The sequence below is a fragment of the Agromyces sp. Root1464 genome (genome assembly GCF_001427265.1).
Taxonomy (GTDB): domain Bacteria; phylum Actinomycetota; class Actinomycetes; order Actinomycetales; family Microbacteriaceae; genus Agromyces; species Agromyces fucosus.
The window spans coordinates 872,266-884,834 of the sequence record NZ_LMFU01000001.1 but is presented as its reverse complement, the minus strand read 5'-3'; the positions used below and the strand labels follow the sequence as shown (position 1 = coordinate 884,834).

At 70.3% G+C, this 12,569-nt stretch carries 12 protein-coding genes; 8 read left to right on the top strand and 4 right to left on the bottom strand.

Annotated features, from left to right (window positions below; translation table 11 throughout):
- Positions 1-98: 98 nt before the first annotated feature.
- A complete protein-coding gene (locus ASD23_RS04035) occupies positions 99-1,358 on the bottom strand; it encodes an FAD-dependent monooxygenase (RefSeq protein WP_056006548.1) in 1,260 nt (419 codons plus the stop codon).
- A 105-nt stretch (positions 1,359-1,463) separates the two neighbouring features.
- Between ASD23_RS04035 and ASD23_RS04030 the strand changes: the two genes are divergently transcribed.
- Entirely contained in the window at positions 1,464-2,057 is a 594-nt protein-coding gene (locus ASD23_RS04030) for a TetR/AcrR family transcriptional regulator (protein ID WP_056006545.1), read from the top strand.
- A 49-nt stretch (positions 2,058-2,106) separates the two neighbouring features.
- Positions 2,107-3,210: a serine hydrolase domain-containing protein gene (locus tag ASD23_RS04025; RefSeq protein ID WP_056006542.1), complete on the top strand. Its 1,104-nt coding sequence runs from the start codon at positions 2,107-2,109 to the stop codon at positions 3,208-3,210.
- A gap of 28 nt (positions 3,211-3,238) precedes the next feature.
- On the opposite strand, the gene ASD23_RS04020 is transcribed toward ASD23_RS04025, so the two are convergent.
- On the bottom strand, positions 3,239-3,838 hold the full coding sequence (locus ASD23_RS04020; protein ID WP_056006539.1) for a TetR/AcrR family transcriptional regulator: 600 nt from the start codon (positions 3,836-3,838) through the stop codon (positions 3,239-3,241).
- A gap of 139 nt (positions 3,839-3,977) precedes the next feature.
- Between ASD23_RS04020 and ASD23_RS04015 the strand changes: the two genes are divergently transcribed.
- Both ASD23_RS04015 and ASD23_RS04010 read left to right on the top strand, forming a co-directional pair.
- Positions 3,978-5,561, top strand: coding sequence for an APC family permease (locus ASD23_RS04015; RefSeq protein WP_082571164.1), 1,584 nt, complete (start codon positions 3,978-3,980; stop codon positions 5,559-5,561).
- A 1-nt stretch (position 5,562) separates the two neighbouring features.
- Positions 5,563-6,438, top strand: coding sequence for a carbon-nitrogen hydrolase family protein (locus ASD23_RS04010; protein ID WP_056006536.1), 876 nt, complete (start codon positions 5,563-5,565; stop codon positions 6,436-6,438).
- A gap of 9 nt (positions 6,439-6,447) precedes the next feature.
- On the opposite strand, the gene trhO is transcribed toward ASD23_RS04010, so the two are convergent.
- Positions 6,448-7,356 (bottom strand): oxygen-dependent tRNA uridine(34) hydroxylase TrhO, encoded by a 909-nt coding sequence (trhO, locus tag ASD23_RS04005; RefSeq protein WP_056006533.1) that lies wholly within the window; start codon positions 7,354-7,356, stop codon positions 6,448-6,450.
- A 301-nt stretch (positions 7,357-7,657) separates the two neighbouring features.
- Positions 7,658-8,104, bottom strand: coding sequence for an ArsR/SmtB family transcription factor (locus ASD23_RS04000; protein WP_056006529.1), 447 nt, complete (start codon positions 8,102-8,104; stop codon positions 7,658-7,660).
- Positions 8,105-8,176: 72 nt separating this feature from the next.
- Between ASD23_RS04000 and ASD23_RS03995 the strand changes: the two genes are divergently transcribed.
- From ASD23_RS03995 to prpB, 4 genes are all read left to right on the top strand, one after another.
- Entirely contained in the window at positions 8,177-9,304 is a 1,128-nt protein-coding gene (locus ASD23_RS03995; protein WP_056007807.1) for an enoyl-CoA hydratase/isomerase family protein, read from the top strand.
- Between the two features lie 83 nt (positions 9,305-9,387).
- The gene (locus tag ASD23_RS03990; RefSeq protein WP_056006526.1) at positions 9,388-10,053 is read left to right on the top strand and encodes a GntR family transcriptional regulator; all 666 of its coding nucleotides are present in this window, start codon (positions 9,388-9,390) and stop codon (positions 10,051-10,053) included.
- A 31-nt stretch (positions 10,054-10,084) separates the two neighbouring features.
- Positions 10,085-11,623: an MmgE/PrpD family protein gene (locus ASD23_RS03985; protein ID WP_056006524.1), complete on the top strand. Its 1,539-nt coding sequence runs from the start codon at positions 10,085-10,087 to the stop codon at positions 11,621-11,623.
- The gene (gene prpB, locus ASD23_RS03980) at positions 11,623-12,534 is read left to right on the top strand and encodes a methylisocitrate lyase (RefSeq protein WP_056006521.1); all 912 of its coding nucleotides are present in this window, start codon (positions 11,623-11,625) and stop codon (positions 12,532-12,534) included. Before ASD23_RS03985 ends, prpB begins: the two co-directional genes overlap by 1 nt.
- Positions 12,535-12,569: the final 35 nt, after the last annotated feature.

Here is a 12,569-nt window from a genome sequence, read left to right as displayed (position 1 = left end):
CCGGTCGAGTAGCGAAGCGTATCGAGACCACGTTGTCGTCGGTCGAGCAGCGAAGCGTATCGAGACCTCTCGACAGGCCTCGATACGCTCCTTCGTCGCTACTCGACCGGCGTAGCGCGCACCGGGGCGGGCGCCGTGACGGGGAGCGGCAGCTCCCCCTGGTTCGCGGCGAACATCTTCTTCACGATGGGTCGGGCGAGCCTTGAGAGCATCACCTTCGTCATCGCCCGCGACATCAGCGCTTCGAACCGGTTCGCCGGCACCATGCGCTGGATGCCGCCGCCCATGAGCTGCTTGCCGGCCTCGGCGAACGGCACGATGTCGGCCGAGTACCGCCGTGCCGCGGCCGCCGGGTCGCCGGGGGTCTGGGCGATGCGAGCGCCGAGCAGGTACGCACCGATGAGCGCGGTCGCCGTGCCCATGCCCGACATCGGCGAGCCGCACGCCCCAGCGTCGCCGATGAGCACGACCCGGCCGTTCGCCGCCTCGGGAACGTCGATGCGGGCGAGCTCGTCGAAGTAGAAGTCGGATGCCTCGCGCATGGCGTCGATCACCGTGGGCGCGTGCCATCCGGCGTCTTCGAGGGACCTGCGGACGAGCGCCTCCTGTGCGGCCCGGTCGCCGCGCAGCGCGGGGTCGCGGTCGACGCGCAGCGTGATGATCGCCTTCGAGGTCGCGGGGTCGAAGTCGGGCCGGATGCCGAAGGTCGCCCCCGGCACGAACCGCATCGAGAACCAGCCCGGCTCGACGTCGGAGGGCGTCGGAAGCGTGAAGAACGCCATGTAGCCGCCGAGGTACGTCGAGAAGTCCTCTTCCGGTCCGAAGGCGAGGCGGCGGGTCGCCGAGTGCACGCCGTCGGCGCCCACGACGAGGTCGAATCGCTCGCCGGCCGCGCGCTCGAAGGCGACGTCGACGCCGTCGGCATCCTGCGCGATGGCCGCGATGCAGTCACCGTAGCGAAGGTCGAGGAGGCCCGGCGCTTCCGCGCTCGCCGCCGCGAGCGCCTCGCGCAGCACCTCGTCGAGGTCGCCGCGGGCGATCTCGATCTCGGCGACCGCGCCCTTGCCGTCGAAGTCCTCCATGGACATGCGGCCGAACACCCGGCCGCTGCCGTCGACGTAGGAGAGACCGCGTTCGTGCAGCAGCCGGGCCTCGATACCGGGCATGAGCCCCATGCGCTCGGCGACCTCGCGGCTGGCTCCGCGCAGGTCGACGGCCTGGCCGCCGGCTCGGGGAGCGTCGGCACGCTCGACGACGGTGGTGCGGATGCCGCTGCGCACGAGCTGCAGCGCGAGCGCGTGCCCAGCGATGCCGCCGCCGGAGATCAGGATGTGCGGGGTGGTGTCGGTGGTGGTCATCGCCGTGCCTCTCTTCGATTCAGACGTTTGTCTCATACGCATGTCTAACAACGATTGAGACAGATGTCTAGTACGAATGTCTGAATCGTTCGCTACGATCGACGCATGGGCAATCGTGAAGACCTGCTGGCCGGTGCGCGCCGGGTGATCGTCGAGCGCGGAGTCGCAAAGGCGACCGCTCGCGACATCGCGACGGCCGCCGGTGTGAGCCTCGCCGCGATCGGCTATCACTTCGGCTCCAAGGAGCAGTTGATCACCGAGGCGCTCATGGAGTCGCTCGGCGACGGCATCGGCGACAGCATGGAGGCCGTCGTCGGCGAGACCGCCGCCCTGCCGCTGCTCGACGGCTTCGCCGCGCTCTGGAACCGCATGCCCGAGGTGTTCGCCGCGAATCGCGAGCCGCTGCTCGCGAGCCTCGACAACACCGTGCGGGTGCTGCGCGACCCCGAGGCGAGCCGGCATCTCGCCGAGGCGGCGGGGGAGGGCTACCTGGGCATCGCCGAGCAGCTCCGCGCAGCGCGGCCCGAACTCTCCGACGAACAGGTCGACGCAGTCGCGAAGCTCGACTTCGCGCTCGTGCAGAGCCTCGGCATCCTCTGGCTGCTCGCCCCCGACAGCCTGCCGAGCGGCGACGAGCTGGCCAGGGCCGTGGCCGTCATCTCGGGCGCTGAGCCGCCCGCGGCCGCGCCCGCGGGCTGACCACGGAAGAACTCCCACGGCGGCGCCCACCCGGGCGTACGATGCGGCTATGCCCGCGCGGCAGGTGTCGACTCGAGACGCCCGGAGGGTCGCGATCCTCCTCGCAGGCATCATCGCGGTCGCGCTCTCCGGTTGCATCGCACCCGTGGGCGATCCGTCGGGCGCCGCCGGCGCGGACGGTCCCGTCGAGTCGTCGCTCGAAGCGGACGTGCGACGGTCGTTCACCAACGACTACGAGCGAGCCGCCGTCGCCGTGATCGAGGACGGCGAGGTGTCCACGGTCTACGAGCGCTCCGATGAGGAGACGTTCTTCGAGATCGGCTCGATCACCAAGGTGCTGACCGGGGAACTGCTGGCGATCGCGGTCGAACGGGGCGAGGTCGCGCTCGACGATCCCCTCGGCGTCCACCTGCCGCTCGGCGACGTGCCCGCGGCATCCGTCACGCTCGAGTCGCTCGCGACGCACCGGAGCGGACTGCCCTTCGAGCCGACCGATCCGGCATGGGTGGCCGAGGCGACGGCCGAGTTCGAGGCGGGGCGCAATCCCTATTCGGCCTCGCTCGAGGAGATGCTCGCGCTCGCTCGCGTCGAAGCCGTCGTGCCGTCGGAGGCCCCCGTGTACAGCAACTTCGGTGCGGCGCTGCTCGGCCAGGCGCTCGCCGCTGCGGCCGGCACCGACTACCGCACCCTGCTCGCCGATCGCGTGTTCGAGCCGCTCGGCATGGACGACGCCGTGGTCGCCACGATGTCCGAGGAGGTGCCCGACGGTCACGCCGGCGGTACCGACGTGTCCGGCGATCCGATCGGGCCGTGGTGGGGCGAGGGGTTCGCACCGGCGGGATTCGTGCACGCCACGCTCGACGACCTCGTCGCGCTCGCCCGAGCCGTGATCGACGGTCCGCTCAGCGACAGCGCCGCACTCGAGCCCGTCGCACCGGGCGTCAATCGGTTCGATCAGATCGGCTACTTCTGGGCCATCAGCGAGATGCGCCCACGCACCATCACCGGGCACGGCGGAATGACCGACGGCTTCCGCAGCGCGCTCATGATCGATCGGGACGCCGGCATCGCCTCGATCGTGCTCGTGAACGCCCAGCGCGACGTCGACGAACTCGCGCTGCGCTACCTCGTCGAGGCCGACAACGAGGACTGAACCCGCGTCGCTCCTCGACCCCGGCCGCTCAGCCCCGCAGGGTCACGTCGAGCATCGCCTCGGCGACCGAGCGGATGAGGGCGGTGACCTCGTCGCGGGTCTTCGTGCCCGCGAGGATGTCCATCACGAGCCCGTCTTCGAGGGCGACGAGAGCCCACGCGATGTCGTCGACCCCCAGACGCGGCCGGAACACCCCGTTCGCGATGCCGTCGTCGAGGATCTCGCGGTAGATCGCGACCTGTCGCCGGTCGAGGGCATGGTCGGCGTCGTTGAGCGAGTCGTCGCGCAGCCCGAGCGACCAGAACTCGTAGAGGATGCGGGACTCGTCGCCCGCGAGCCCGCCGGTCGAGCCGGCCTCGATCGCCGCGTCGAGCCGTGCGGCGGGGCCTGTCGCCGCCTCGACCGCCTCGTGGATGGTGTCGATGAACCGGTCGCTCGCGGCGTAGACGAGTTCGCGCACGAGCTCGCCGAGGCCGTCGAAGTAGTAGAGCACCGCCGACGGCTCCATGCCGGCCGCCGTCGCGATGGCACGCAGCGTGGTGCCCTCGGCGCCCTCGCGCACGGCGACGCCCCTAGCGGCCTCGAGGATCGCGAGGCGGCGTTCGGCGCGGCGGTTGGGGCGGGGCATCCGTTCATTCTGCCGCAGCGCGACGCGTCGGGCGAGACATCCGCGCCCGAAATCTGAATGTCGTTCCGAAAACCTTGACAAAGGCCGCCCGCAGTTGTTTGAATGCCATTCAACTTACCTCTCGGTCGAAGGAGACTCGATGAGCCACACCCCTGTCGACGCGGTACCGCCCGTCGTCGCCGAAGCCCCCGACAAGGGCCTCAAACCCGACGCGATCGGCCTCGGCCGGATCGTCGCGCTCGGCCTGGCCGCGGTCGCCCCGGCGTACAGCCTCGCGGTCACGCTCGGCTACGTCGTCGGCGCCGTCGGCGTGCACACCCCGGCCGCCTTCCTGCTCGGCTTCGTGCCGATCCTGTTCACGGCGTTCGCCTTCCGCGACCTCAATCGAGCCATGCCAGACTGCGGCGGTGTCTTCGTATGGATCTCGCGGGCGCTCGGTCCGGTCGCCGGCTGGTTCTTCGGCGGCTGGGTGCCGCAGATCGCGACCTTCATCGCGACGGCCGCGCTCGCCCAGGTCGCGACGGTGTACCTGCTCGCGACCTTCGGCCTCGAGGCGGTCGCCGAGAACCCGGTCGCGACGGTCTCCCTCGCCGTCGCGCTCATCGGGATCAGCGCGCTGATCGCCGTGCGGGGAATCCAGCTCGCGGCGTGGGTGCAGTACGCGCTCATCGCCCTGCAGATCGTCGCGATCGGCGGCTTCTGCTTCGGCGCGTTCAGCGCGATGGCGGCCGGCACGGCGCCCTCGACCGGCGAGCCGGTGAGCCTCTCGTGGTTCAACCCGTTCGCCGTCGACGACCCGAGCGGCCTCGTGGCGGGCGTCATCCTCTGCCTGTTCATCTACTGGGGCTGGGACGCGCTCATCTCGGTCAACGAGGAGACGACCGAACGCTCGCGCACGCCCGGCCGCGCCGTCGTGATCTCGACCGTCATCCTGCTCGTGCTCTACTGCGCCGCCTCGGTCGCGGCGCTCGGCTTCGGCGGCGTCGAGCTCATCACCTCGGATGCCGCGATCGACGACGTGCTCTCGGTGCTCGGACCGCTCGCCACCGGCGACGTCTTCGGGCGCGTCATCACCCTCGCGATCGGCCTCTCGGCACTCGCTGCGCTCTTCACCGTCGCCGTCAGCACCCCTCGCGGCTGGCTCAGCATGGCGACGTACCGCGCGCTGCCCGCCGCCATCACGCGCGTGCACCCGGTGCGCCGCACGCCGAATGCCGCCACGTGGTGGTGGGCGGGCATCAGCGCCGCCACGATCGTGCTGCTCACGCTGCTCTCGACCGACTTCATCGGCCTCGCGATCCTCGCGATCGGCCTGCTCGTCGCCGCGTACTACGCCGCGACCGCGATCGCCGCGGTCGTGTACTTCGCTCCGGAGTTCCGCCGCGATCCGCGGCAGCTCGTGGTCGCCGGCATCCTGCCGGCCCTCGGCGCGCTCCTCATGGTCGTCGCGTTCGTCGTGAGTGCGATCGACATGGCGAGCCCGGAGTACGTCGGCGAGGCGATCCTCGGCGTCGGCACCGTGTTCTGGATCGGTGTCGGCGCACTCGTGGTCGGCGTCGTCGTCACGCTGGCACTGCGGCCGGCCTTCCCCGAGTTCTTCGGGCGGCGGACGATCCCGGTCGGCACGGTTCGCGACCACGACTTCACCATCGCCGACCCCGCGGATGCCCCGGCCGGTACCCCCTCATCCGTCACCGATTCCCCGACCCGAGAGGAGCGCTGACGTGCGCACCCTGTCCATCGCCGCCATCCAGACCGCCGCGGTCGCCCGCGACGTCGACGCCACCTGGGCGCAGTTCGAGCAGCAGGTGCGAAAGGTCGTCGCCCTGTGTCCCCACGTCGACCTCGTCGTGGTGCCCGAGCTGCTGCTCGCGGCGCCGGCGCCGATGCTCGTCGACGACCCCGACTTCGACGAGCGCGCGGCGACGACGATCCCCGGTCCACTGACCGACCGGCTCGGGGCGCTCGCCCGCGAGCTCGGCGTGTGGCTCGTGCCGGGCTCGCTCGTCGAGCGCGACGGCGACGTGCTCTACAACACCGCCGTCGCGATCTCCCCGCAGGGCGAGATCGCCGCGCGCTACCGGAAGCTCTTCCCGTGGCGGCCCTACGAAGAGCTGCAGCCGGGGCGCGACTTCACGACGTTCGAGATCCCCGACGTCGGTCGGGTCGGTCTCGCGATCTGCTATGACGGCAGCTTCCCCGAGGTCGCCCGCCAGCTCGCGTGGCTCGGCGCCGAGGTGATCATCCAGCCGACCCTCACCACGACCCGCGATCGCGAGATGGAGGTCGTCATGGCACGCTCGAACGCGTTCGCGAATCAGGTGTTCGTCGTGAATCTGAACGGCGCGGCGCCGTCGGGCGTCGGCGAGAGCGTGATCGTCGACCCCGAAGGCACGATCATGCAGCACGCCTCGGGCGGCGAGGAGGTGCTGTTCGCCGTGCTCGACCTCGACCGGGTGACGCAGGTGCGCGAGTACGGCACCTTCGGCCTCAACCGGCCGTGGGCCCAGCTCGCCGACCAGTGCGCGCTCGTCGAGTACCCGATGTTCGGCGGAGCGAAGTTCGTGCCGCCGGCCTGGGCGACCGGGTCGGTCGGGTAGCGGTCGCCGCTATTCGACCGGCGTCGACGCCGCGGCGTGCAGCTCGCAGGTCGCGGTGTCGCACGACGCGCACAGCACGAACTCCGCGTCGCACGAGGCATCCGTGCAGTTGGCGGTGCGATTGGTCGCGGAGCCGCAGCGCGCGCAGGTTCCGATGACGGCCGCGTGGTCGCTGAAGTCGATCGAGCCGCGTTGGTCGAAGACGTAGAGCGAACCCCGCCAGAGGCCGTCGTCGCCGAATCGCTCGCCGTAGCGCACGATGCCGCCCTCGAGTTGGTAGACCTCGCCGAAGCCGCGGCTCGTCATGAGGCTCGAGAGCACCTCGCAGCGGATGCCGCCGGTGCAGTAGGTGACGACGGGCTTGCCCTTCAGCTCGTCGTATTTCCCGGAGTCGAGTTCTTCGACGAAGTCGCGCGTCGTCTCGACGTCGGGCACGACGGCGCCGGCGAAGCGGCCGATCGCGGCCTCGAGGGCGTTGCGCCCGTCGAAGAAGACGACGTCGTCGCCGCGCTCGGCCATGAGCTCGTGCAGCGCCTCGGGGGTCAGCTTCGTGCCGCCGCCGACGACGCCCTGCTCGTCGACGGAGAGCTCGCCGGGTGCGCCGAACGAGACGATCTCATCGCGCACCTTCACGCTCAGCTTCGGGAAGTCGGTGCTCGCGCCGTGCTCGTCGAGGCCGGTGCCCTCGCTCCACTTGAAGTCGATGTGCTTGAACGCGGGGTACTCGCGGGTCTTGCGCACATAGCGCTTCAGCGCCTTCATCTCGCCGCCGAGCGTGCCGTTCAGCCCGTGCTCGGAGATCAGGATGCGCCCGCGGAGCCCCAGCGACTCGGCGAGGTCGCGCTGCCACAGGCGCACGGCGACGGGGTCGGCGAGCGGGGTGAAGACGTAGTAGAGGAGGATCTTGGCGAGGGCCACCCCGAGATCATACGGGCGGATGCCGCGTGGCCGCCGGGAGCGGTGAGGTTGCAGTACGGCCGGTCGGCCTGAGTGCGGTCGGCGGCTCCTTCCGGCGTTCTTCGGATCTCCCCCTTCGGTACGTGCTCGGGCGACCCCGCAGCCCAACCTTTTCCATTTCGGATATGCCAGTTCCCCCTCATCGATGAGGGGGAACTGGCATACCGATCCGGTCAAGAGTCGGTCGACGCCAGGGTCGGCGCGACGAGTCGGCAGGCAGCAAGTGAGCCCGTCGAGCCTTTGGAGCCCGAGGGACCCCCAGTCAGTCAGTCGAGAGGTGGTCCGACTCGGGCGGCTCGCTCCGCCGGCCATCGCGGCGGCCGCGTTGCCCCCGGCGACCCGCGCGGTGCATGTGCGGTTGACGCGTCGGCGACGCAGGGTGCGCAGGGAACTGCGGCGCGCGACGAACGCCCGTGCCGTAGCGCTGCTCCCACAGGGTGAAAAGCTCACCGACGGCATCATCGAGGCGTTCGAGGTACTCGCCGTTCACGACGTAGAGTCGCGACTGCGGCAAGCCCTGGTCGGGCGCGACGCTCACGACGCCCTCGTCTCGCAAGATGCGCAAGTGGTGCGAGACGGCGGATCGGGAGATCGAGAACTCCATCGCGATCACGTCGTTCAGGATCCCGACCGGGTGCTCGCCGACCGCGAGCACCTCGATGATCCTGCGCCGAACAGGCTCAGCGACGATCTCGAACGGATGCATCATCGCGGCAGCGTACCGAGCGGGCGCCCGTGTGCGGCCCGCCTGTCCACAGGAGATGCGGCTACGGTGGCACTCGTGAGCGACCACATCTCCGCGAGCGTCGCCGACGGTGTCGGCCACGTCACGCTCGACCGTCCGCAGGCGCTGAATGCCCTCAGCTACGAGATGATCCGCGAGCTCGCCGCGATCTTCGAGCTCTGGCGCACCGACTCCGAGGTCGGCGTCGTCGTGCTCGACGGCGCGGGGGAGCGCGGCTTCTGCGCCGGCGGCGACATCCGCGAGCTCTACACGTACGCCTCGAACGACGACCACGCCGAGGCCCGGGCGTTCTTCCGCGCGGAGTACCGCCTCGACGCGATGATCGCGCGCTACTCGAAGCCCGTCGTCGCGCTGATGGATGGCATCACGATGGGCGGCGGCATCGGCCTCGCCGGCCACGCCTCGATCCGCATCGTGACCGAGCGCTCGCGCGTCGCGATGCCCGAGACCCGCATCGGCTTCACTCCGGATGTCGGTGGCAGCTGGTTGCTCGCGAAAGCCCCGGGTGAGCTCGGCGTGCACCTCGCGCTGAACTCACGCACGATGGATGCCGCGGACGCGATGCACGCCGGGTTCGCCGACTCGTTCGTGCCCTCCGAGCGGTTGCCGCACGTCATCCAAGCGCTCGCCGAGCGAGCGGACCCCGGCAGCCCGGCCGAGATCGTCATGCTCTTCGACGAGACGCCCGGCCCGTCGGCGCTCGCGCTCGCTCGCGACTGGGTCGACGCCTGCTATTCGGCGCCCACGGTCGCCGAGATCATCGAGCGACTTCGTGCCTTCGCCGACGGACGGGTGACGGCGACCACCGGGGGCGCCTCGTCGAGCTCCTTCCCGCAGCATCCGCTCGACCCCGGCGCGACCGCCTACGCGGCCGCCGCCGCCGACGAGCTCGAGACGCTCTCGCCGACCGCGCTCACCGTGACGCTCGAGTCGGTGCGCCGCGCCCGCACGCTGCGCAGCCTCGAAGACGCCCTCGAGCAGGAGTTCCGGCTCGTCTCGTGGTTCATCGAACAGCACGACCTGCGCGAGGGCATCCGCGCCCAGGTCATCGACAAGGACCGCAACCCCCGCTGGAACCCGTCGACGCTCGCCGAGGTCGAGCCCGGTCTCGCGACGAGGGTGCTCGACGATGCGCGCTTCGAACCGGTCTGGCCGCCCGCCTAGCGTTTGTATACATCAAGCGCAAGCTGGATGACCATTTGCGCGATCCTCTGCCGCAGCGTATACATAAGTGGGGGAGGGTGAGCATGAGAGCCAGCGAGCGCGCATATCGGGAGCTCCGCGAGGAGATCCTCGACGGCGTGCTCGCACCGGGCACCGCGCTCGCCGAGGTCGAGCAGGCGACCCGGCTCGGCGTCTCTCGCACTCCGGTGCGCGAAGCCCTCGCCCGACTCGAGGCCGATGGTCTCGCCACCGCGGCCTCCGCACGAGTGCTGCAGGTGAGCGAACTCTCGCCCGCGAGCATCACCGCGCTGTACGAGCTGCGCGAGGCGCTCGAGGAGCAGGCGGCCCGGCTCGCCGCGTCCCGCCGCGACCCGGCGCGATTCACCGAGCTCCACGAACGGCTCGCGGCAGCACCGCGGTTGCTCGACAGCGGCGACGACGGCCTGCGCACCTACTACGACACCGTCGAAGCGCTCGACGAGGCGATCGACGCCGCTACTGCCAACCCCATGCTCGTCGCGGCGCTCCGCAGTGCCCGCCTGCACTCGGTCCGGGTGCGGCGACTGGCCCGACACAATCCCGATCGGCTCCGCGCCGCGGCATCCGAGCACCTCTTGATCGTCGAGGCGATCATCGCCGGCGACGCCTCGCTCGCCGCCCATGCCAGCCATGTGCACCTGCACATGAGCCTTCGTCACGCACTCGCATCCATCGAGTCTCGTCAGTCCGATGGGCACCGCGTAGCCTGACCGTTGGAACAGTTCTGAAAGGGCCGTCAACATGCACCTCCACCACCTTCGCACGCACCGCAGCGACGAGAACCTCGCCCGTGAGGGCCAGCTCGCCTGGAAGCTCGCGAGCGTCGCGACCGACCCGGTCGAGCTCGACGACGTCGTCGTCGACATGGTGGTGAACCGCGTGATCGACAACGCAGCTGTCGCGGCCGCCTCGATCGCCCGCGGCCCCGTCGTCTCGGCCCGCAGCCAGGCGCTCGCCCACCCCGTCTCGATCGGCGGCGACGGCGCCACCGTCTTCGGTGCGGATGCCGCGCGCCGCACGTCGCCCGAGTGGGCGGCGTGGGCCAACGGAGTGGCTGTGCGCGAACTCGACTTCCACGACACCTTCCTCGCCGCGGAGTACTCGCACCCCGGCGACAACATCCCGCCGATCGTCGCCGTCGCCCAGCACCTCGCGGCGAATCGCGGCCTCACGGGGCGCGACATCGTGCGCGGCATCGCGACGGGCTACGAGATCCAGATCGACCTCGTGAAGGCGATCTCGCTGCACAAGCACAAGATCGACCATGTGGCACACCTCGGTCCGTCGGCCGCAGCCGGCATCGGCACCCTGCTCGGCCTCGACCAGGAGACGATCTTCCAGGCGATCGGCCAGGCACTGCACACGACCACCGCCACGCGGCAGTCGCGCAAGGGCGAGATCTCGACGTGGAAGGCGCACGCCCCCGCGTTCGCCGGCAAGATGGCTGTCGAAGCGGTCGACCGCGCGATGCGCGGCCAGACGAGCCCGGTGCCGATCTACGAGGGCGAAGACGGCGTCGTCGCATGGCTCCTCGACGGGCCGGATGCCTCGTACGAGGTGCCGCTGCCCGAGGTGGGGGAGGCCAAGCGCGCCATCCTCGACTCGTACACGAAGGAGCACTCGGCCGAGTACCAGGCGCAGGCGTGGATCGACCTCGCCCGCAAGCTCCACGACGAGTACCCCCTGATCCTCGACGACCCGTCGCGCATCGAGTCGATCGTCCTGCACACCTCGCACCACACGCACTACGTCATCGGCTCGGGCGCGAACGACCCTCAGAAGTACGACCCCGATGCCTCGCGCGAGACGCTCGACCACTCGATCCCGTACATCTTCACCGTCGCCCTGCAGGACGGCACGTGGAACCACGCCGAGTCGTACTCGCCCGAGCGCGCCCACCGCGCCGACACCATCGAGCTGTGGAAGAAGGTCACCACGGTCGAAGACGAGGAGTGGACGCGCCGCTACCACTCGAACGACATCGCCGAGAAGGCGTTCGGCGGTCGAGTCGTCATCAAGCTCGCCGACGGCGGCGAGATCGTCGACGAGATCGCCGTGGCCGACGCGCACCCGCTCGGCGCCCGGCCGTTCGCGCGCGAGCAGTACGTGCAGAAGTTCCGCACGCTCGCCGAGTGGGCGCTGACGCCCGAAGAGATCGAGCGCTTCCTCGACGTCGCGCAGCGACTGCCCGAGCTCGGCCCCGATGAGCTCGGCGGCCTCACGTTCAACGTCGCCCCCGGCGCGCTCGTCGGCGTCGAGGTGCCCGAGGGACTGTTCTGATGCTGTACGCGACGACCACCCCGTCCGAGAAGCGCCGGCTCTTCCGCGAGCGACTCGCGACCGGTGAGATCATGCGCTTCCCCGGGGCGTTCAACCCGCTCTCGGCGAGGCTCATCGAGCAGAAGGGCTTCGAGGGCGTCTACATCTCGGGCGCCGTGCTCTCGGCCGACCTCGGCCTGCCCGACATCGGCCTCACGACCCTCACCGAGGTCGCGGGCCGCGGCAAGCAGATCACCCGGATGACCGAGCTGCCGGCGATCATCGACGCCGACACCGGCTTCGGCGAGCCGATGAACGTCGCCCGCACCGTGCAGGAGATGGAGGACGCCGGCCTCGCCGGCCTCCACATCGAGGACCAGGTGAACCCGAAGCGCTGCGGCCACCTCGACGGCAAGCAGGTCGTCGACGAGGCGACGGCGTTGCAGCGCATCCGCGCCGCCGTCGATGCCCGCCGCGACCCGAATTTCCTCGTCATGGCGCGTACCGACATCGCCGCGGTCGACGGGCTCGCCGCCGCGGTCGATCGCGCGAAGGCGCTCGTCGATGCAGGCGCCGACGCGATCTTCCCCGAGGCGATGCGTTCGCTCGCCGAGTTCGAGGCGGTGCGCGCCGCGGTCGACGTGCCGCTGCTCGCCAACATGACCGAGTTCGGCAAGAGCGAGCTCTTCACGGTGCGCCAGCTCGCCGACGTCGGCATGAACATCGTCATCTGGCCGGTGTCGCTGCTGCGCCTTGCGATGGGTTCCGCCGTGCGCGGCCTCGACGCGATCGAGGCGACGGGCTCGCTCATCGGCAAGCTCGACGAGATGCAGCACCGCGCCGATCTCTACGAACTCATCGACTACGAGGGCTACAACCGCTTCGATACGAGTATCTTCAACTTCACCGTCACCAAGACGCCGGTCGAATAGACGCGCAAGCGCCCTATCCAGACCACGCCAACGCA